We start from the raw sequence: 20,192 nt of genomic DNA, 5'->3' as shown, positions 1-20,192 counted from the left end.
GTCAGGCGAAAGGGTTGTCGGCGGACTGGCCGTTCGCCCGCGGGGACGAGTTCTCCAGCCAGTCCGCCTTGAAGCCGCCCCACCCGCGAACAACGCATGTCCGCAGAGCGTCAGCCATCGAGATCCCTGCCTTGTCAGCCTCGGCCTTGGCGGCGTCAAACGCCGTAGCGGTGGGTGCCAGCCTCTTGGTCTTGCGGACAGCGAGCCAGTCCTTGGCAAGTTCCGAGGGAACCCCGAAAGATTCGAGATGCGCCTGCGCATCGAAGCGCGAAGCGCGCTGTGTTTGTTTCTTTGAAGACGAAGATGAAGAAGAAGATGAAGAGCCGTCACCCAAGGGGGGCTTTGGTGAAGCTTTGGTGCTATCACCCAAGGGGGGCTTTGGTGCGCCCTTCGATGCGCTGTCGTCGCCGGTCTGAAATCGCGACGACTCGCCACGAACCGAACGCACGTACTCGTCCTTGACCATCCGAGACGAGTACCAGAGCGGGCCCTCCTGCTCGGCAACCAGCGTCACCGGCTCGCCGTCACGCCGGCCGGACCGCGGCACGTAGATGCACGCGGCGCACGGCTGCCCGTTGTCGGCGCCCTTCAACACGCCCTTGTGGACGATGGCTCGGAGCGTCGCGAGCGGCGCGCCGATCGCCTGGGCGATTTCCTTGAGCGGCCAGCGCAGGACGCCGTATTCCTCCGAGTCGTGCAGCAGACACATCACGTCGATCCACACGCCCTTCTCAGCGTGGGTGCAGCGTCGCAGGTTGCTGTTCGCCTGCCAGTCACCCGGGTAAAACTGGAACGATGGTCGGGTCATACCGGCAGCCCCATCGCATCCTCCATGCGCCGGATCTGCGCCGCGCTGCGGTGCCGGATTTCCAAACGCATGAGATGACTGCAGCGAGAGCGCAGCACGCGCGTGCCGGCGGCACACATCAGCCGCCCGAGAGCGTCGATACGGAGCTCGCGCGCATGGTCATCAACAGATCGCCCGAGAGCGGCCGCAGAGGTGGTGGCGGCGCGCGTCGACCAGCTTCGCAGCTGGATAGCGCCGACGCGGCGCGCGCGGGTCGCAAGGTTTGCCGTCATGGCGCACCTCACGCGGGTTCGGGAGCGCGGTAGCCGGCCGGGTCAGCCAACCAGCGATGAATCTCGCGATTCGGCCAGGCGACGCATCGTGCGGAGCCGAGCTGTACACGCCGGGGGAAGAGCCCCTTCATCTCGCGTTGCCGCAGGGTCTCGTGACTGAACGGGACGAACTGCTTCAGATCGGCCCAACGGACGAAGCCGTCGATCGGCAGCGCCGTAGGCTCGGCTTGGACGCCGTCGGCGGACGGCGTATTGCGGAATTTTGCGGACATGAGCAAAGCCTTGCGGTCGTTTGAACATGCCAGAGGTTATGGTCGTTGAAAGGCCCTGCGAATCCCCGAAAATCTCGCGTTAATTTGCCCCCATGACGTGCGTCACGCTCGCCCCTTCTCGCGTCTGTAGCGCTCCCCGCTCGCGTTCATGAATTTTCTGGCGCGCAACAGCGACTCCGCGCCAAACTCAGGAGCGCCCTCATCGGCGAAAGGATCTCGGAATTCACTGACTTGATACTCGTTTTGCCACTTCTCGACGATGTCTCTATCCACGGCAAAAGAGGTCATGACGGATTCAACGGGAGCGCCGTCGACGCCAAATTGCTTTTGGATTTCTGGTACAGGGCGGCGTCGCACGCTCTTCGTGAAAGCAATGATCTCGATCACGCGCTCCGGCGTTGTGCCGAATTTTTCGCAGCCACCGTCAACATGCGGATCGTCCGCAATGGACTTGCACCAGTCGCGGGCCGCCTTCATCAGGCGGATATATTGCACGGCGTTTGCTACACACCCTGCTGCAACGAGCGTGATAGGTCGAGGCCCTGGTTTCGGAATACCCTTCAACAGCCCAGGCTCCTCTCGCGTATCGACCATGCGAAGCGCTGCAATCAGTTGCATCGCAACGCTTTCGTCGACTGCTTGAATGTCACCCCGAACATAGGCCTCAAGATGCTCCATGATGCCCATCCGTGCCTGCTGCCGATTAGCAAGAAAGGTGTCTTCGGACATGGGTTGAGTCTCGAAGTGCATATCATGCAAATCTCGTTCAGCCGTCTGGAACCGTAATAGTCCCTCGTCCTTTCGCTTGTCCCTACCGATCATTGCGCCCTCACGCAACCCCTTATGAGGACCCGCGCCAGCCGGGTAAGGGAGCCCGGTTTTCGCCCCGTCGAGCTAGGCGCGGTGAAACGATTATGCCGCAGCGGCGGCGCGCGGCCCCTGCAGCGTGTTCACGTAGGCTTCAGTGAGCTGCGCGAGCCGGCGCACCTCCGCCGCGGCGTCCGCCAGCATCTCGATCAGGACGGCTCGCTCGTCACCAGTCATGACCGCTGCGCCAGCCGGCGACATGCTGTCGCGACGCAGCACCGACGCCAACACGTCGAGCCGCGTCGTCTCGCACGCGAGCGTCACGTCAGGTGACTGCTGATCGTATCGTCGGCAGATCGACGTCGCGCCGTCCGCGTAGGTCGCCGAGAACTCGCCGGATTCGGATCGAAGTTGGGACGCTTTAGCCATGCTGGACCTCCCGTTCAGCCTCGAATCGAGCGCGCGAGTCGGCCGTTTGACGCATCCGCCCCTCAAGGTCGACAAGGTACCTCGCGATCACTTCGGCCGCGTTCAGCAGACCCAGATGAGCAGACAGCCCGAGCGGCTCGGCATCCGACATTTCCGGCTCGGAAAGGCTGTTGTGAACGAGACGGGAGATGGTCCGAAGCGCGTCGCCTGCACGCGCAACATCAGCTAAGTCGGAAAAATAGACAAAGCCGCCTTGATCTGCGCCGGTGTACTGATCGCGCATCAGCGCGCCGCGAAATGCAGCGTCGGTGTAATCGGACTTCGGAGAGGAAATAAGCGAGGGATTTTGGGTCGACATGACGGGTCCTTTGTGATCAAAGAACCTGCGCCCCCATCGCCAAATAGGGGTGGGCAGGCAGATGACGAGGTTGGCGAACCGGACACAAAGGAACCCGGCATACCCGAAGGTATCCCCACCACTGCCCGCCCGTTGATTGGACGCACGCGTAGTGTACAGACGAAAAAATACCGCCATATGGCGGTCGTCGTCCGCCTTTGTGGAATCAGGTCGCCAAACCCGGCCGCTGTTGTTTCAGCGACGGTTCAGATTATCCCCCCGATTCGCAACCCGTCAAGTAGGAATTTGTAAACTTGCGCGATCGTGGCAAGATGGCGGCTCGTATTCGGGGAGAACGTCATGGCTGACCCGATGGAAGAATTGCGCGCGACGGCGGCCCGGCTGAAGCGTGAAAGCGATGAGCTGGTGCGAAAGGTCGACGCGCTTCGGCACTCCGATACTCGCGCGCGCCAAGATACCCCGCTCACCGACGAGCAGATGCTGTTGCTCATCGATCGGGCTATCGCCGAGTTCGAGCGTGAGCCGAAGCGGCCGCCCCACGTGACCCAGGCGGTGGCCGCCGACATGCTCGGGCTGAGTCGCGCGACGGTAGGTAAGCTGGTACGGACCGGTGAGCTCAGACTAAATGGCGTCGGCCGTATCCCGATCGGGCAGATCGATTTGTTTCGCGCCCGCACGAAAAACAAGTGACCATTCCGCCGCTCCAGCGCGGCACATCCCGGGGGACCACCATGAAGAAAAAAGCATTGCTTCTGATCGCCTGCATCGCCGCGGCGCCGACCTTCGCCCAGTCGTTGTATGGGAGCCATCGATCGAGTCCGAACCTATACGGCGGCTCGACGAGCTTCGGGTCCGACCAGACTGTCAGCGGCTACACGCGTAGCGACGGATCGTACGTGCAGCCGTACCATCGCTCCGCGCCCGACGGGAACCCGTACAACAACTATTCGACGCAGGGGAACGTCAATCCCTACACGGGCCAGCGCGGCTACAAGAACCCTGGCTACTGACCGCTCCAGGCGCGCAAGGACGCGTTGTACGAGCCCCCTCACTCTTCGACGTGAGACTCCGCCCACGCGATGACGTCCTTCGCGCGCCAGAGTGGCCGGGCCCGCTCGGTGGCGCTCTTGCCTGACGGAATGCGGATCGGACGCGGGAAGCCGTCTTGCGTGATGATCCACTGCCGCGTGTGCTGCTCGCTGCGGTGCAGGTAGGCGGCCAGCTCGGCCAGATCCCATAGCGCGTGCGGCGTCAGGCGTGAAGCAATCTTGCGCGCCAGTTCGTCGATGCGCAGATTCTCATCCTTCGTCGGCACACTCTGCGACACCCGCCCCTGCCCTGCCTGGCGCGCCAACCACGCGTCGATGTCTTCCTCCAGCCACGCCGTGCGGCCCGGCACGAGCTCGAATGGCTTCGGGAACGTGCCAGCGTTGATCATGCAGAAGAGCGTCGACTGGCCAAGACCGACTTTCTTGGCCACTTCCTTCATACGGAGCGCGCGCATAGCATCCTCCCACGTTGCAACTGGCGTTCACGCATTGTGCACGCCGGCGTGCGAGGTCGCCGGTGCGGTACATGCGCGCGCCCGGCACGAACGGATCGGGGACGAAACGCTCGGCGGTCTGCGCCGGGCGCCCGAGATAGCCGCGCGCAACGCCCAGGCCGCCCAGATACAGCTCGCCCGTGGCGCCGGCCGGCACGCATGCGCCGAACGCGTCGAGCACCAGCGCGCGCATTCGGCCGCCGCCGCGAGTCGCGCGAGCGGCTGGGCCGGATCGGGCAGCGCGAACGCGGCGCCCGACTTCAGCACCGCGAGAGGCGCAACCGGCAGGTCGACCGACGCCGCAGCACGACGACGACGCGCATTTCCGGCCGCACGCCGGCCGCACGCCGGCCGCAACGAGGTGGCGGGCGAGCCGTGCCGCGCGCGATCGACGTCGAGGACGCCGCGTGCGATGCTCGACGCTGCGACCGCGGTGCAGCGCATGGACCGCACATCGATCTCAATGCGTGCGGCACGCATCCGTGTGATCAGCGAGTTAGGTGCGGACCGCGATCGGACTGTGGCACCAGCGCAACCGGCGAAATCGAGAGTAGCCGAGCGAATCAGGGGGTTCTTCTGGGGGTTCTTTATTCACGATCCCGCGTCGGATCATTTCCTGACAAGGCATAGCGCCCGCAATGCTGTTGCCGCCGCCCCACCAAATTCCGCGCTCGCCGCACGAACCCCGCATGACGCAAGTCTGCGGGGTTTTTTGTTGCCGGCGAAACGCACTCGCCCTCTCCTTCCGAAAAAGCGCCCAGCCACGGGTGGGCCGGGCGGAATGCCACCGGACTTCCGGCGACAGGAGGTGACGGATAGCCTGCCGTGCCCGCGCGCTCATCGATCGCGCCGGCAGCGGCCCGCCCGGGTGCTGCGGCTCCAGGCGCGACGCGTCGTCGCACCCGGCATTCACGCACACCGGGCAATACGCGGTTTAGCTGCCGCGATACAGCGACTTCATTTCTTCAGCGGTGGCCGGACGCACGCCCATCGCACGCGAACCCGATGCCGATGCGCCCTGTGCCTGTGCGCCGTAACCGCTGGCGTCGGCGCCTTGCGCTTGCGCCAGCGCAGCGCGCTGCTGCTCTGCAACACGCGCCGTGGCAGCCTGGATCGCTTCCGGGTAGTGCGGATCTTCACCGCGAGCGGAGTTGTAACCAGCCTGCTGCAACTGAACCAGTTCGGCACGAACCTGCGCGCGAGTGATCGTCGAACCCGACTGGGCGAACGACACGACCGGGGCAACGAGAGCGGCAGCAACGACAACAGCTTGAACGAGCGATTTCATGATGACCTACCTCCAGATTTGTCTGTGTTCGCGGTGAACACCTTGTTCATCGCTGACAACCCGAAGTTTATGTAGGCGGATGCTTAAGAATAAGGCAGGTTTCTGGAAGACATCCTTCCTGATTTACGGGTTAACCCTAAATCACCCGGCATCGAATCACATGACGATTCGACGGAAAGCAAAAGCCCCGCGAAGCGGCAACGCTTCGCGGGGCTCGGACAAAATCGGAATCGCACGGGACGCCTGCCGCCACCGATCACACAGCCAGATCGGCACGCGCGCGCAACACCCGTCAGTTGAATCGGTGCTGCGGACGCGCCCGTCAGCCAGGTTACCGGCTATCCATCGGGCACTTCAGATTGCAGCCGTTGGGGTCCCCCAGGTCACCCTTGCGGCGCAAGGTCGACTTCTTGCCGCTCTGGTATTTCTGCGACGGCGCGGACGCCGCGAACGGCATCTGCGGATGCTCGTTCAGGCGAAACTGTTCGCTCAGGATACCGCCGGGCACACCGGGCGAATTCTGCGCGAGCGCAAACGGCGAAACAGCGGCCAGCAGCCCCGCGGACAACACTGCCGCGGTGAGGGGAACGGAAAATTTCATGGCGGGATGACGCTTGAACGGCGTACTTGTTGGAACGTTGGTCAAGCGGCAAGCGTAGCGCAAATCCCCTGCTGCTGCATCGCGGTTCGATTGCGTCCGCGTTACCGGGCATTGCCCGCCGGCACGCTCGCGCCGTCGCCGCCGGCCAGCCCCGACGCAATGCTCGCCAGCGTTCCACACGCAGCCGGATCGTAGCCGTCGAGATGCGCGACGCGCTCGACAAAGCGCGCATCGCGCAGCAGCGCCAGCACGCCGGCAAGCGGCCGCGCGTCGAGCCGCGCGCGCTCACATGCGAAGTAATAGTCTTCGTCGACGACCGGGATGAAATCGAGCCCGAAATGATGGGCGGCCGGCTCTACGCCGAAGCCGAGATCGGCCATCCCGCTCGCGACGAACGCCGCGATCGCCGAATGCGTGAGCTCGGCCGACGCGTAGCCGTCGATGCGCTCGGGATCGATGCCGATCGCGCGCAGCGCGAGATCCAGCAGCATGCGCGTGCCCGACCCCGGCTGGCGATTGACGAAGCGGATGTCATTGCGCGCGAGATCCGCGAGCCCGCGAACCTGCTTCGGGTTGCCGCGCGGAATGAACAGCCCCTGCTGGCGCCTTGTCAGGTGGATCAGCACGTGGCGCGTATCGTCGAGCCACGGCCGGTAGATCTGCGCGCACTGCGCGCGAAACGCGCCGCGCGGCAGATGGAAGCCGGCCAGGTCGCACTCGCCGCGGGCAAGCGCCTGCACGGCCTCGACGCTCTCGCGATACTTGATGTCGACAGCCGCCTGCGCATCGACCAGCGCGGAGACGAGCGTCGCGACCGCGTAGCCGTGCGACGCATGGATACGCACGGCGCCGTCGCGCTGCGCGAGCCTTCGGTTCAGGTCGCTCGCCACTTCGGCGGCCAGCGTGCGCAGGTTCCCGTCGAGCCGGCTGCGCGCGAGGCGCTGCGCATCGACGACGGCCTGCCCGAGCGCCGACAGCGTCGAGCCCTTGCCGCGCGCGGTTTCGATCAGTTCCCCGCCGATGCACGCCTCCAGCGCACGCAGCATGCCCCACGCGTGCCGATAAGACAGCTCTTTCGCTTGCGCGGCCTGCGCAATGCTGCCCGTGTCGGCCACGAGTTCGAGCAACGGCGCCACATCCGACAGACTGGCCGCACGGCCTTCCGTGTCGCGTACGGTCAGATACGCGTCGCATTCGATGCGAATCAATTATGCACTCCGATTTCCTATTGCGACCGCCAAATCTTCCGCTTATCGTTGGGCGAAATCAATCAGAACGAAGTCGCGGTGCGCACTATATGAATCTCGAGCGCATATGAGACTTTGGAGGAGCACAACGGATGTCCCCGAATTCCCAAGCGCCCGACGCGCTCGTCGAGCGCCATGCGCGCGCCGGCCGGTCGCTCGTGGCGATCCTGCACGCGATCCAGGACGACGCGGGTTACGTGCCGCCAGGCTGCGTCGCGCCGCTCGCCCGCGCACTCAACCTGTCGCGCGCGGAAGTGCACGGTGTCCTGACTTACTACCACCACTTCCGCACCGCGCCGCCCGCCCGCGTGACGATCCAGATGTGCCGCGCCGAAGCGTGCCGCAGCATGGGCTGCGAAGCGCTGGCCACGCATGCGGAAGCCCGCACGGGTTGCCGGTTCGACGCGGTGCACGGCGATGCGGCCGACGCGCATGCGCCCGGTGACGTCGCACTCGAATCGGTCTACTGCCTCGGACTGTGTGCGCAGTCGCCGTCGCTGACGGTCAACGGTGTGCTGCATGCCAAGGTCACGCCGGAGAAATTCGACGCGCTGCTTGCCGACGCGGTCGCCCGCACCCCGGAGGCCGCATGACGACCCGCGTCTATGTCCCGCGCGATTCGTCCGCGCTGGCGCTCGGCGCCGACGCGCTCGCCGCCGCGATCGAGGCGGAAGCCGAACGCCGCGGCATCGCCATCGAACTGGTCCGCAACGGTTCGCGCGGGCTGCTGTGGCTCGAGCCGCTCGTCGAGGTCGGCACGGCGGCCGGCCGCGTCGGCTATGCGAACCTGTCGGCCGCCGACGTCCCGGCCCTGTTCGATGCAAACTGGCTCGAAGGCGGCGCGCATCCGAGCGGCGTCGGCCTCGTCGACGCACTGCCCTATCTCGCGCGCCAGCAACGCCTCACGTTCGCCCGGATCGGCCTGACCGACCCGTTGTCGATCGACGACTACCTGCAATATGAAGGCCTCGCCGGCCTGAAGAACGCGCTCGCGCTCGACGGCGATGCCGCGTGCGAAACATTGATCGAATCGGGGCTGCGCGGCCGCGGCGGTGCAGCGTTCCCCGCAGGCATCAAGTGGCGCACGGTCCGGCAAGCACGCGCCACGCAGAAGTACATCGTCTGCAATGCGGACGAAGGCGATTCGGGCACGTTCTCCGACCGCCTGATCATGGAATGCGATCCGTACTGCCTGATCGAAGGGATGATCATCGCGGGCGTCGCGACCGGCGCGACGGTCGGCTACATCTACGTGCGCAGCGAATACCCGCACGCGATCGCCACGCTCGAAGCCGCGATCGTCCGCGCACGCGAAGCCGGCTGGCTCGGCGAGCACGTGCTCGGCTCCGCGCACGCGTTCGAGCTGCACGTCGCGAAAGGCGCGGGCTCGTACGTGTGCGGCGAGGAAACGGCGCTGCTCGAATCGCTCGAAGGCAAGCGCGGCGTCGTGCGTGCGAAACCGCCGCTGCCCGCGCTCGCCGGCCTGTACGGCCAGCCGACCGTCATCAACAACGTGATCACGCTCGCCACGGCACCCGTGATCTTCGCGCGCGGCTCCGCGTTCTATCGCGACTACGGGTTGGGCCGCTCGCGCGGCACGCTGCCGTTCCAGCTCGCCGGCAACATCCGCCACGGCGGCCTCGTCGAACTCGCGTTCGGGGTCACGCTGCGCGAGCTGCTGTTCGATTTCGGCGGCGGCACGGCCAGCGGCCGGCCCGCACGTGCCGCGCAGGTGGGCGGCCCGCTCGGCACCTACCTGCCCGACCACCAGTGGGACGTGCCGCTCGACTACGAAGCGTATACGGCGATTGGCGCGGTGGTCGGCCACGGCGGCATCGTGCTGCACGACGACACGTCGAACCTCGCCGAGCTGGCCGAATACGCGATGAAGTTCTGCGCGATCGAGTCGTGCGGCAAGTGCACGCCGTGCCGGATCGGTTCGACGCGCGGCGTCGAGACCATCGCACGCATTCGCCACGGCGATACGTCGGAGCGGCAGGTCACGCTGCTGCGCGACCTGTGCGACACGATGCTGGCCGGTTCGCTGTGCGCCATGGGCGGCATGACACCCTACCCGGTGCTGTCCGCGCTCGACCATTTCCCCGAAGATTTCGGGCTCGCTGCCGGCAAACCTGCCGCGTCGGGTCCGGTCAAGGCTGCGGCCTGACCCAGAAGGAGCCCTGCATGTCCCCCGACACGAACAACGTCCGCCAAGGCGGCTGCGGCTCGGGCCAATGCGCGTGCAAGAGCGCCGCGCAGGCGCGTGCCCTCGATCCGTTCGACGATACCGACTACGGCACGCCGCAACGGCATGCCGATACCGACGTCACGCTCGAAATCGACGGCCAGCCGGTCACGGTGCCGGCCGGCACGTCGGTGATGCGTGCGGCGATCGAAGCCGGCGTCAACGTCCCGAAGCTCTGCGCGACCGATTCGCTCGAACCGTTCGGCTCGTGCCGTCTGTGCCTCGTCGAAATCGAAGGCCGGCGCGGTTATCCGGCGTCGTGCACGACACCTGCCGAAGCCGGCATGAAGGTGCGCACGCAGTCGGACCGGCTGCAGTCGCTGCGTCGCAACGTGATGGAGCTGTACATCTCCGATCACCCGCTCGACTGCCTCACCTGCCCCGCCAACGGCGACTGCGAGCTGCAGGACATGGCCGGTGTGGTCGGGCTGCGCGAGGTGCGTTACGGCTTCGACGGTGCGAATCACCTGCGCGACAAGAAGGACGAATCGAATCCGTACTTCACGTACGACCCGTCGAAGTGCATCGTCTGCAACCGCTGCGTGCGCGCCTGCGAGGAAACGCAGGGCACGTTCGCGCTGACGATCGCCGCACGCGGCTTCGAATCGCGCGTCGCGGCCGGCGAAAGCGAATCGTTCATGGCGTCGGAATGCGTGTCGTGTGGCGCGTGCGTCGCCGCCTGCCCGACCGCCACGCTGCAGGAAAAATCCGTCGTGCAACTCGGGCAGGCCGAACACTCGGTCGTCACGACCTGCGCATACTGCGGCGTCGGCTGCTCGTTCAAGGCGGAGATGAAGGGCACGCAGGTCGTGCGCATGACGCCGCACAAGAACGGCCTCGCGAACGAAGGTCACGCATGCGTGAAGGGCCGCTTCGCGTGGGGCTATGCGACGCACAAGGACCGCATCACGAAGCCGATGATCCGCGAGAAGATCACCGACCCGTGGCGCGAAGTCAGCTGGGACGAAGCGCTCACCTACGCGGCAACGCAATTCCGCAAGCTGCAGGACAAGTACGGCCGCGATTCCATCGGCGGCATCACGTCGTCGCGTTGCACGAACGAGGAAACCTACCTCGTGCAGAAACTGGTGCGCGCCGCGTTCGGCAACAACAACGTCGACACCTGCGCACGCGTGTGCCACTCGCCGACGGGCTATGGCCTCAAGACGACACTCGGCGAATCGGCCGGCACGCAGACGTTCGCATCGGTCGGCCAGGCCGACGTGATCGTCGTGATGGGCGCGAACCCGACCGACGGGCACCCGGTGTTCGGCTCTCGGCTGAAGCGGCGCGTGCGTGAAGGCGCGAAGCTGATCGTGATCGACCCGCGCCGCATCGACGTCGTCGACGGCCCGCATGTAAAGGCCACGCACCACCTGCAACTGCGCCCCGGCACCAATGTCGCGATCGTCAACGCGCTCGCCCACGTGATCGTCACCGAAGGGCTCGTCGCCGATGCATTCGTCGCCGAGCGCTGCGACACGCGCGCATTCGAGCAATGGCGCGAGTTCGTCTCGCGAGCCGACAACTCGCCCGAGGCGAGCGCCGACGTGACGGGCGTGCCGGCCGATCTGGTACGCGAAGCCGCGCGCCTCTATGCGACGGGCGGCAATGCCGCGATCTATTACGGCTTGGGCGTGACCGAACACGCACAGGGCTCGACGACGGTGATGGGCATCGCGAACCTCGCGATGGCGACCGGCAACATCGGCCGCGAAGGTGTCGGCGTCAATCCGCTGCGCGGCCAGAACAACGTGCAGGGCTCGTGCGACATGGGCTCGTTCCCGCACGAACTGCCCGGCTACCGGCACATCGGCGACGAAGTCGTGCGCACGCAGTTCGAAGCGGCGTGGTCGGCGAAGCTGCAACCGGAACCGGGGCTGCGCATCCCGAACATGTTCGACGCGGCGCTCGACGGCAGCTTCAAGGGGCTTTACTGCCAGGGCGAGGACATCGTCCAGTCGGACCCGAATACGCAGCACGTCGCGGCTGCGCTGTCGGCAATGGAATGCATCGTCGTGCAGGACATCTTCCTGAACGAGACCGCGAAATACGCGCACGTGCTGCTGCCCGGCTCGTCGTTCCTCGAGAAGGACGGCACGTTCACGAACGCGGAACGCCGCATCTCGCGCGTGCGCAAGGTGATGCCGCCGCTCGCGGGCTACGCGGACTGGGAAGTCACGCTGATGCTGTCGCGCGCGCTCGGCTACGAGATGGACTATGCGCATCCGTCGGAAATCATGGACGAGATCGCCCGGCTCACGCCGACCTTCTCGGGTGTGTCGTACGCGAAGCTCGACACGCTCGGCAGCATTCAGTGGCCGTGCAACGAGCACGCGCCGGAAGGCACGCCGACGATGCACATCGACGCATTCGTGCGCGGCAAGGGCAAGTTCGTGATCACGCAGTTCATCGCGTCGCCGGAGAAGGTCACGCAGCGCTATCCGCTGATCCTGACGACGGGCCGCATCCTGTCGCAGTACAACGTCGGCGCGCAAACGCGCCGCACCGAGAACGTGCGGTGGCACGAAGAGGATCGCCTCGAGATCCATCCGCACGACGCGCAGGATCGCGGTATCCGCAGCGGCGACTGGGTGGGCATCGAATCGCGTGCGGGGCAGACGGTGCTGCGCGCGCTCGTGACCGAACGCATGCAACCGGGTGTCGTTTATACGACGTTCCACTTCCCGGAATCGGGCGCGAACGTGATCACGACGGACAGCTCGGACTGGGCGACGAACTGCCCCGAGTACAAGGTGACGGCCGTGCAGGTGCTGCCCGTCGCGCAGCCGTCCGACTGGCAGCAAGCGTATGCGCGCTTCAACGCGGAGCAGCTCGACCTGCTCGAGCGCCGCGCCGGCGTGACGACAGGCAAGTGAGGACGCGATGGACAACGGACACCTGATCGACATGGCCAACCAGATCGGCGCATTCTTCGAATCGATGCCCGATCGAGACGAAGCGCTGACCGGCATCGCCGACCATATCCGGCGCTTCTGGGAGCCGCGGATGCGCCGCGCGTTTCTCGCGGCGCTCGACGATCCGTCGAGCGAGGCCGGGCAACGTGCGGCACCGATCGTGCGCGACGCGATCGCCGTGCACCGCGCGTCGCTCGTACCCGCCACGGCGAGCGCCTGACGGCACCGCTACGCGGGCCGCGACAGGCCCGCGAACCAGCTCTCGCAGTGGCGCAGCAGCGCGTTCGCATCGGTCGCCGTGCGCCCGCGCACGGCGACGTAACCATCCGGCCGCAGCAGGTAAAACGACGGCCGCGAGCGGCCGTATTCCTGCGCGAGCCCGGCATCGCCGCCGTCGGCATCGGTGACGCGCCAGACGCGCACCGCATCCGGCATGATCCGCTCGAGCCCCTGCACGAGCGCCTGCGCATCGGTCGGCATCGGCGGCACCGCACCGGTGTCGGCATTCTCCGGCTCTTCCAGCAACAGCAACGTGAAGCTCGCCGGATCGTGCAGGTCGTATAGCCGCGCCGTTCCGGGCGCCTGACCGAGCGGCCCGTCGAGCACCCGCACGCGCGCGTCGGGTGCCCGCTCGCCTGCGCGCGGCCCGCCATCGAGCACGCGCTCGAGCGTCAGCGGACTCTTCCGGTACTGCACGCCGAGCTCGCTAACCGTGCGCCGCACCGCATCGCGCATCGGCCCGAACGACGCCAGCACCGGCACGACGTGATCGCGCAGCAGCTTCATCGCGCCGCGCTCGGCTTCGACGATCTGCGTGACGAAACCGGTCTGCCGCAACACGTCGCGCTCGATCGGATGACGCTCCGCGTGATACGTGTCGAGCAGCCGCTCGGGCGTGCCCGCGCCGAGCACGCGCGCGAGCTTCCAGCCAAGATTGAACGCCTCCTGGATGCCGGTGTTCATGCCCTGCGCGCCGGCCGGGCTGTGAACATGCGCGGCGTCGCCCGCGAAGAACACGCGGCCGTGACGCAACCGGTCGACCATCCGGCTGTGCAGATGAAAATACGACGACCACGCGAGATCGCTCGGCGAGATCGACGCGCCGGCACGGGCACGCACGATCGCGTCGCATTCCGCAAGCGACGGGGTCGGCGCATCGGGCGACGCGTCGCCGCCGGGCGGCCGGTCGGCCACGAGCCGGTAACGGCCGCCGCCCATCGGAAACAGGCCGGCGATGCCTTCGGATGTCGTGAACAGGTGGATCTCTTCGTCCGGCCAGTCGGGTATCGCCGCGAAATCGGCGAGCAGGAAGGTCTGCTCGAACGCATGCCCGGCGAAGCCCAGGCCGAGCAGATGCCTGACCGTGCTGTGCGCGCCGTCGGCGGCGATCAGGTACGACGGCGCGAACGATTCGTCGCGGCCGTCGGCGCAGCGGATCGACACGTCGAGCGACGCACCGCCCGCATCGCACGCGGTCAGCGTCGCACCGCGCTCGACCGTCACGCCGAGCCGGGCCAGATGCTCGGCAAGCAGGCGCTCGGTGACGGTCTGGTCGAGAAACAGCAAGTACGGATAGCGCGTTTGCAACGGATCGAAATCGAGCCGTGCGATCACGCGGCCGTCGGCATGCAACTCGGCCGCGTGGGCACGATGACCGAGCGCGAGAAACGGCTCGACCGCGCGATGCTGCTCCAGCAGTTCGAGCGTGCGCGCCTGGATGCCGATCGCGCGCGAATACGGCGCGGGCGTAGCGAGCCGATCGATGATGCGCACCGGCACGCGGGCTCGCGCGAGGCTCATCGCCGCGGCAAGGCCGGTCGGCCCCGCGCCGACGATCAGCACGGGCGGGATATCGGGCAGTGTGTCAGCCATGAGAACCTCGATGACACGCGACCCTGCAAGTCTACGCCGCTCCGCGTGACGGGGCCATATGCCGATCGGCCGACGCGCGGCATCATCGCGCGGTGTGGGAAAATACGCGCTTTCCGCCAGTTTTCGCGTTATGGATTCCGCATTCGACCGGGCGTATGCCGCACACCGCGCGGGCCGCCTCGCCGAGGCCGAGCACGGCTATCGCAACGCGCTCGCCTCCAATCCCGCCGACGCCGACGCGCTGCATCTGTTCGGCGTGCTACGGCACCAGCAGGGCCAGCACGCCGAGGCGGCCGATCTCGTCGGCCGCGCCGTCGCGCTGCGGCCGGGCGATGCCGCGCTGCAGCTCAATCTCGGCAACGCGCTGAAGGCGCTCGGCCGGCTCGACGAAGCAGTCGACCGCTTTCGCAACGCGCTGACGCTCGCGCCCGAATTTCCGCTCGCGCACTACAACCTCGGCAACGCGTATGCGGCGCTGCAGCGCCACGACGATGCGATCGATGCATTCGGCCGCGCGCTGCGGCTCACGCCCGACGATGCATCGATCCACAACAATCTCGGCAACGCGCTGAACGCGCTCGGCCGCCACGACGACGCGCTCGCCGCGTTCCTTCGCGCGCTCGAGCTGCGGCCCGGGCATGCGGGCGCGCACAACAACCTCGCGATGGCGCTGAACGCGATGGGCCGCGCCGACGACGCGATCGCGCACTTCCAGGCCGCGATCGCCGCGCAGCCGCGCTTCGTCGCCGCGCATTTCAATCTCGGCAACACGTTCGATGCGGTCGGCCGGCATGCCGAGGCGGCCGCCGCGTTCGAAGCCGCGCTCGCGCTGCATCCGCCGTTTCCGCTCGCGCTGTTCGGGCTCGCGAACGCACTGAGCGCGCAGGCCCGCCACCGCGACGCGCTGCCCTACTACGAGCGTGCCGTCGGTCTCGACCCGTCGTTCAGCCTGGCCTGGCTGAATCTCGGCAACGCACATCACGCGCTCGGTGCGCACGAGATGGCGCTGCGCGCGTTCGACCAGGCTCTGCGCGTCACGCCCGATCTCACGCTGGCACGGCTGCACCGCGCGGTCACGCTGCTGACGCTCGGCGACTTCACGCGCGGCCTGCCCGCCTACGAAGCGCGCCACGACACCCCCGGCGCGACGCCGCTCGGCACGCTGCCGCGCTGGCAAGGCGAGCCGATCGCGTCGCGCACGCTGCTGATCCGCGCGGAACAGGGCTTCGGCGACACGCTGCAGTTCGTCCGCTTCGTGCCGCTCGCCCGCGCACGCTGCGCGCGCGTCGTGCTCGAAGTCCAGCCGGAACTGGTTACGCTGCTGGCGCCGGCCGCGGCGCGCTGGCGCGTGACGCTCGTCGCGCTGGGCGCGCCAAGACCGCCTGCCGCGGATGTCGCGTGCACGCTGATGAGCCTGCCGTTCCTGCTCGGGCTTCAGACGAAGGAGGACATCGTCGCGGGCTCGCGCTACCTCGACGCGCCCGACGGCGCCGGCCGGCGTTTTCGCGGCTCGCTCGGCGGCCAGTCGAAGCGCAAGTTCGGCCTTGCGTGGTCGGGGCGCCGGCAGGCGCAGGAAAACCGTTCGATGCCGTTCGACGCGCTCGCACCGCTGCTCGCGCTGCCGGACATCGACTGGATCGTGCTGCAGCCCGCACTCGACGACGACGAACGCGCGCGCGTCGACGCGCATCCGCGCGTGCATCGGCTCGACGGCCGGCTGAACGACTTTGCCGACACGGCCGCGCTGATCGATCGGCTCGACGGCGTCGTCACGATCGATACGGCGGTCGCGCACCTGGCCGGCGCGCTCGGCAAGCCGCTGTGGGTGATGCTACCGTTCGCGCCCGACTGGCGCTGGTTCACCGGCGACGACTGCCCGTGGTATCCGCAGGCCAGGCTCGCCCGCCAGCCCGCGCCGGGAGAATGGCACGACGTGGCGGCCGCGGTCGCCGGCATGCTGCGCGAAGCCTGAACGCAGACGAACAAAGGGAGCGCGCCGCGCTCCCTTTTTCATTGCATGGTGTGCGGCCGGCGCCGCGCGTCATACCGCTGCCGGTCAGGCCGCCTTGTACTGGTTGCGCGCCTCGGCCGTGCGATACAGCACGAGTGTCGCGATCAGCCCGCAAATCGCGGCAACGCTCAGCCACAGCCCCGGCGCCGCCTTGTTCCCGGTCTGATGAATCAGCAGCGTCGAGATCGCGGGCGTAAAGCCGCCGATCGTCGTCGCCAGGCTGTATGCCAGCGAGAAACCCGCCGTGCGCACGTCGGCCGGCATCACTTCGGTCAGCGCGACGACCATCGCCCCGTTGTACGACGCGTACAGGAACGACAGCCACAGCTCGACCGCGAGCAGCCGCAGGAACGACGGATCGCCGACGAGCCACAGCACGGCCGGGTAGGCCGTCAACAGCGTCAGCACCGTGAACGCGATCAGCACCGGGCGGCGACCGATGCGGTCGGACAACGCACCGGACAGCGGCAGCCATACGAGATTGGAGATCCCCACGCAGACGGTCACGACGAGTGCATCGAGCGACGACAGGTGCAGCACTTCCTTGCCGAACGTCGGCGTATAGGCGGTGATCATGTAGAACGACACCGTCGTCATGATCACCATCCCCATGCCCGCCACCACGATGCCCCAGTTGTCGAGCATCGAACGCATGATCTCGCCCATCGTCGGACGATGACGCTTCGCGAGGAACTCGTCGGTCTCCTTCAGCGAACGACGGATCAGGAACAGGAACGGCACGATCAGGCAGCCGATCAGGAACGGAATGCGCCAGCCCCACGCGGTCATCTCCTCGGCCGGCAGTGCGCGGTTCAGCAGCACGCCGACGAGCGCGGCGAACACGACGGCCACCTGCTGGCTGCCCGACTGCCACGACGTGTAGAACCCCTTGTGCCCCTTCGTCGCGATCTCCGACAGGTAGACCGACACGCCGCCGAGTTCGACGCCCGCCGAGAAGCCCTGCAGCAGCCGGCCGAGCAGCACGAGCACCGGCGCGAGCACGCCGATCGTCGCATAGCCGGGTATCGCGGCCACCGCGAGCGTGCCGATCGCCATCAGCCCGAGCGTCAGGATCAGCCCTTTGCGGCGGCCGTGATGGTCGATGTACGCACCGAGCACGATCGCGCCGACCGGCCGCATCAGGAAGCCAGCGCCGAACACCGACAGCGACAGCATCAGCGACGCGAATGCGTTGCCACTCGGGAAGTAGGTTTTCGCGATGGCCGACGCGTAATAGCCGTAGACCATGAAATCGTACATTTCCAGGAAGTTGCCGCTGACGACCCGGAACACGGTGCGGAATTTCGATTCCTGCGCGATGGCGTGTGACGCTGTGGACATGTTTTTCTCGCTCAGCTCGGATGGCGCGAATCCGCGCCGCATGGATCCGACGACGCACGCGGCGCCGGGCCGGCGCGCACGGGCATCGCTGCCCGCCAGCGGCGCACCGCGCAACGACGCGCGCACCGGCATGGTTCGCGCATCATGCCACGCCAACCCGACATTTGCCTTGTGTCGCCCCTGCCGGTGCGGTCGCGGCGCTCTCCTCGTACGAGTCGTCCCGAAACGGCAGCAAAAATCAGATTGATCTGATCGACCGGCCTTCGCCGGCTGACGACAATGTCTCGATTTGCGACGACATATCCGCGCCGCACCGGCACGGTTGCCCGTGTCGCATGGCGCACCGCCCTCATGACCCCATCGCCCCTCGTCCCCGTTGCAGGCGCACTCGCCCGCCCCCGCGTCGCTCCGCTCGATCACGTGCCGTCGCTCGGCCGCGACTGGACCTTCCGCGGCGCCCCCGGTGCGCGGCCCGGCAAGCACTGCCTCGCGACACTGACGACGTCCTGCATCGACGTGGACCGGCCGCACCGCGCGTGCCACTGGAAGCCGCTGTCCGTCACGGCGTCGGCACCGACGCGTGCCGGGTCGCCGGTGGCACTGCCTGCCGCCGCGGCCCCGTGCTCCCGCCGTATCGCCGGCGGCTTTCGCGACCGGCGTGCGAAGTACGCGATCTGCTGGAGTATCGGCGCGCTCGGCATCATCGGCTGGCTGATTGCCGCATATGAACCGATTGCAGGGTTCGGGCCTGCCTACGCGATTCACGCGGCAGGTGACGTACCGGATCACGCTACGTCGTCGTCCGGGGCCGTGCGGGTCGCTGCGGTTCAGCCGCGTACGTCGACGAGCGCGCCTCCGCAGCGCAAGATGGCCGCGCCTGTCGCGACAACGGCCGAGCCACTGCCGGCCACGCACCAGGTCGCGCGTCCTCCGGCATCGCTTCGTCCAAAGGCAACATCCGGCGTGCCGCCGACCGCCACTGCCACTGCCGCATCGCCTCGTTCGAGCGGCAAGCGCATGGCGACGGCGCCGGTCCGAACACCAACCGTGATGCGGATGGCCACACGGCCGCCGATCCGCGACAACACGGTCGACACCCGCACCCGCGAGCGGCTCGCCGCATTGCCGCGTGCAACCGGCGACATGCGCGACACGCTCGATGATCCGCTCACGCTGATCGCGATGGCGAGCGCGCTGCACGCTACCGAGCCTGTCCGCGCCACGCGCGCGCCCCCCACCGGTGTGGACTGGACGGCGCAGCTGTCCCACCGCCGCCTGACCGATACGCCGGACGCATTCGCGCGCTGACGGCCCGGCCATAAAAAACCCGGCGAAGCCTGCTTCGCCGGGTTTTGCTCGTCTCTGCGCCCGTCTGACGACTCGTTACTTGTGCGCGGGCAGCCCCGTCTCGGTCTGCTTCTCGAGCTGTCGCACCTGCTCTTGCAGATCGCGCAGCTGCACCTGTGCAGCCCGCTTCTCGACCTGCAGCGCCTGCGCCTGCTCCTGCGCCGAGCGCTGCCGCTGCGCGACTTCAGCCTGCTGGCTGCGCGCAACGCTCAAGTCGGCCTGCAACTGCTGCGCACGATTCGCCTGCAGCGCGATCACGCGCTCGAGAAACGCCTTCTGCGCCTCCAGCTCGGTGCGGCGGATCTCGATATCGGCGAGTTGTACGGTCTGCTGAACGAAGTTCGCGTACACCATCTCCGCGCGGGTCTTTTCCTGCGACCGGATTACGCGCCACAAATGCTTGTCCTGGAACAGCGCGACGTAGTACGTCATCTCGCGCGGGTCGAACATCAGGCTCGCACCGTAGCTGCCGTTGTACGTCGTGCGCATCTCGACGATCCGGCCGTCGTGCAGCATCTGCGTCAGCTCGGCGACGTTGCCTTGTGCGGAGGCATCCGGCGCCGCCGTGGCGGATGCCGCCGTGTCGCCGCGCAGGCTCGTGACCGCCGGACGCGTTCCGGCGGCGGGCGCCGTCGCGTCGGCGGACCAGGCCGCACCCGCTTGCGCGCAGGCAGCCAGCGCAACGATCCACGTGGCGCATCGTGCAGGGGAAAAATTTCGGAAAGCCAACGTCAGACTCCGGCGAACGAATCGGGACTCGCGATTATCGTTCAAAACGAAACGGCCGCATCTCGAATTTGTCGGGATGCGGCCGGCCTTCGTACGACGCGAAG

The 20,192-nt window shown here is 67.2% G+C and carries 21 protein-coding genes and 1 pseudogene; 8 read left to right on the top strand and 14 right to left on the bottom strand.

Going from position 1 to position 20,192, the window contains the following annotated elements; translation table 11 throughout:
• Window position 1 precedes the first annotated feature (1 nt).
• The 6 genes from CFB45_RS05210 to CFB45_RS05185 form a co-directional block, all read right to left on the bottom strand.
• A complete protein-coding gene (locus tag CFB45_RS05210) occupies window positions 2-808 on the bottom strand; it encodes a hypothetical protein (protein ID WP_089424785.1) in 807 nt (268 codons plus the stop codon).
• Entirely contained in the window at window positions 805-1,080 is a 276-nt protein-coding gene (locus CFB45_RS05205) for a hypothetical protein (RefSeq protein WP_089424784.1), read from the bottom strand. The genes CFB45_RS05210 and CFB45_RS05205 overlap by 4 nt, the downstream gene beginning before the upstream one ends.
• An 8-nt stretch (window positions 1,081-1,088) precedes the next feature.
• Window positions 1,089-1,352 (bottom strand): helix-turn-helix transcriptional regulator, encoded by a 264-nt coding sequence (locus CFB45_RS05200; RefSeq protein WP_089424783.1) that lies wholly within the window; start codon window positions 1,350-1,352, stop codon window positions 1,089-1,091.
• A 102-nt stretch (window positions 1,353-1,454) separates the two neighbouring features.
• Window positions 1,455-2,081, bottom strand: coding sequence for a hypothetical protein (locus tag CFB45_RS05195; protein WP_144025164.1), 627 nt, complete (start codon window positions 2,079-2,081; stop codon window positions 1,455-1,457).
• A 183-nt stretch (window positions 2,082-2,264) separates the two neighbouring features.
• Window positions 2,265-2,588, bottom strand: coding sequence for a hypothetical protein (locus CFB45_RS05190; RefSeq protein WP_089424781.1), 324 nt, complete (start codon window positions 2,586-2,588; stop codon window positions 2,265-2,267).
• Window positions 2,581-2,946, bottom strand: a complete 366-nt coding sequence (locus tag CFB45_RS05185; RefSeq protein WP_089424780.1) for a hypothetical protein — start codon at window positions 2,944-2,946, stop codon at window positions 2,581-2,583. The genes CFB45_RS05190 and CFB45_RS05185 overlap by 8 nt, the downstream gene beginning before the upstream one ends.
• Before the next feature lie 339 nt (window positions 2,947-3,285).
• On the opposite strand from CFB45_RS05185, the gene CFB45_RS39345 reads away from it, so the two are divergent.
• Window positions 3,286-3,636, top strand: coding sequence for a hypothetical protein (locus CFB45_RS39345; protein ID WP_256978131.1), 351 nt, complete (start codon window positions 3,286-3,288; stop codon window positions 3,634-3,636).
• Window positions 3,633-3,956, top strand: a complete 324-nt coding sequence (locus CFB45_RS05175) for a hypothetical protein (RefSeq protein ID WP_218828867.1) — start codon at window positions 3,633-3,635, stop codon at window positions 3,954-3,956. The genes CFB45_RS39345 and CFB45_RS05175 overlap by 4 nt, the downstream gene beginning before the upstream one ends.
• A gap of 38 nt (window positions 3,957-3,994) precedes the next feature.
• Here CFB45_RS05175 and CFB45_RS05170 read toward each other — a convergent pair whose 3' ends face one another.
• The 5 genes and pseudogenes from CFB45_RS05170 to CFB45_RS05150 form a co-directional block, all read right to left on the bottom strand.
• Window positions 3,995-4,450, bottom strand: coding sequence for a helix-turn-helix transcriptional regulator (locus CFB45_RS05170; RefSeq protein WP_089424778.1), 456 nt, complete (start codon window positions 4,448-4,450; stop codon window positions 3,995-3,997).
• A gap of 37 nt (window positions 4,451-4,487) precedes the next feature.
• Window positions 4,488-4,682: pseudogene (locus tag CFB45_RS05165) on the bottom strand (hypothetical protein); the annotation flags it as partial.
• Window positions 4,683-5,423: 741 nt separating this feature from the next.
• Window positions 5,424-5,777 (bottom strand): DUF4148 domain-containing protein, encoded by a 354-nt coding sequence (locus CFB45_RS05160; RefSeq protein ID WP_069247423.1) that lies wholly within the window; start codon window positions 5,775-5,777, stop codon window positions 5,424-5,426.
• 331 nt (window positions 5,778-6,108) lie between these two features.
• A complete protein-coding gene (locus tag CFB45_RS05155; protein ID WP_089424777.1) occupies window positions 6,109-6,378 on the bottom strand; it encodes a hypothetical protein in 270 nt (89 codons plus the stop codon).
• A gap of 101 nt (window positions 6,379-6,479) precedes the next feature.
• Window positions 6,480-7,586, bottom strand: a complete 1,107-nt coding sequence (locus tag CFB45_RS05150; RefSeq protein ID WP_089424776.1) for a substrate-binding domain-containing protein — start codon at window positions 7,584-7,586, stop codon at window positions 6,480-6,482.
• A 131-nt stretch (window positions 7,587-7,717) separates the two neighbouring features.
• On the opposite strand from CFB45_RS05150, the gene CFB45_RS05145 reads away from it, so the two are divergent.
• The 4 genes from CFB45_RS05145 to CFB45_RS05130 are packed head-to-tail and all read left to right on the top strand — an operon-like array spanning window position 7,718 to window position 13,008.
• Window positions 7,718-8,218: an NAD(P)H-dependent oxidoreductase subunit E gene (locus CFB45_RS05145; protein WP_089424775.1), complete on the top strand. Its 501-nt coding sequence runs from the start codon at window positions 7,718-7,720 to the stop codon at window positions 8,216-8,218.
• Window positions 8,215-9,792: a formate dehydrogenase beta subunit gene (locus tag CFB45_RS05140; RefSeq protein ID WP_089424774.1), complete on the top strand. Its 1,578-nt coding sequence runs from the start codon at window positions 8,215-8,217 to the stop codon at window positions 9,790-9,792. Before CFB45_RS05145 ends, CFB45_RS05140 begins: the two co-directional genes overlap by 4 nt.
• 17 nt (window positions 9,793-9,809) lie before the next feature.
• Window positions 9,810-12,749, top strand: coding sequence for a formate dehydrogenase subunit alpha (gene fdhF / locus CFB45_RS05135; RefSeq protein ID WP_089424773.1), 2,940 nt, complete (start codon window positions 9,810-9,812; stop codon window positions 12,747-12,749).
• Between the two features lie 7 nt (window positions 12,750-12,756).
• A complete protein-coding gene (locus tag CFB45_RS05130) occupies window positions 12,757-13,008 on the top strand; it encodes a formate dehydrogenase subunit delta (RefSeq protein ID WP_089424772.1) in 252 nt (83 codons plus the stop codon).
• Window positions 13,009-13,016: 8 nt separating this feature from the next.
• Here the strand turns inward: CFB45_RS05130 and CFB45_RS05125 are convergent, their stop codons facing one another.
• Window positions 13,017-14,660 (bottom strand): FAD-dependent monooxygenase, encoded by a 1,644-nt coding sequence (locus CFB45_RS05125; protein ID WP_089424771.1) that lies wholly within the window; start codon window positions 14,658-14,660, stop codon window positions 13,017-13,019.
• Window positions 14,661-14,790: 130 nt separating this feature from the next.
• Here CFB45_RS05125 and CFB45_RS05120 point away from each other — a divergent pair, with 130 nt between their 5' ends.
• A complete protein-coding gene (locus tag CFB45_RS05120; protein ID WP_441301352.1) occupies window positions 14,791-16,632 on the top strand; it encodes a tetratricopeptide repeat protein in 1,842 nt (613 codons plus the stop codon).
• A gap of 84 nt (window positions 16,633-16,716) precedes the next feature.
• On the opposite strand, the gene CFB45_RS05115 is transcribed toward CFB45_RS05120, so the two are convergent.
• Window positions 16,717-18,012 carry an MFS transporter gene (locus tag CFB45_RS05115; protein ID WP_089425864.1) on the bottom strand — a complete coding sequence of 432 codons (1,296 nt, stop codon included), beginning with the start codon at window positions 18,010-18,012 and terminating at the stop codon, window positions 16,717-16,719.
• A 351-nt stretch (window positions 18,013-18,363) separates the two neighbouring features.
• On the opposite strand from CFB45_RS05115, the gene CFB45_RS05110 reads away from it, so the two are divergent.
• On the top strand, window positions 18,364-19,320 hold the full coding sequence (locus CFB45_RS05110; protein WP_089425863.1) for a hypothetical protein: 957 nt from the start codon (window positions 18,364-18,366) through the stop codon (window positions 19,318-19,320).
• Between the two features lie 75 nt (window positions 19,321-19,395).
• Here the strand turns inward: CFB45_RS05110 and CFB45_RS05105 are convergent, their stop codons facing one another.
• On the bottom strand, window positions 19,396-20,088 hold the full coding sequence (locus CFB45_RS05105; RefSeq protein ID WP_089424769.1) for a DUF2968 domain-containing protein: 693 nt from the start codon (window positions 20,086-20,088) through the stop codon (window positions 19,396-19,398).
• Window positions 20,089-20,192 lie beyond the last annotated feature (104 nt).

The sequence above is a fragment of the Burkholderia sp. HI2500 genome (assembly GCF_002223055.1).
Classification (GTDB): Bacteria; Pseudomonadota; Gammaproteobacteria; order Burkholderiales; family Burkholderiaceae; genus Burkholderia.
The sequence above is the reverse complement of the archived record's forward strand: the minus strand, read 5'-3'. Positions and strand labels throughout refer to the sequence as shown.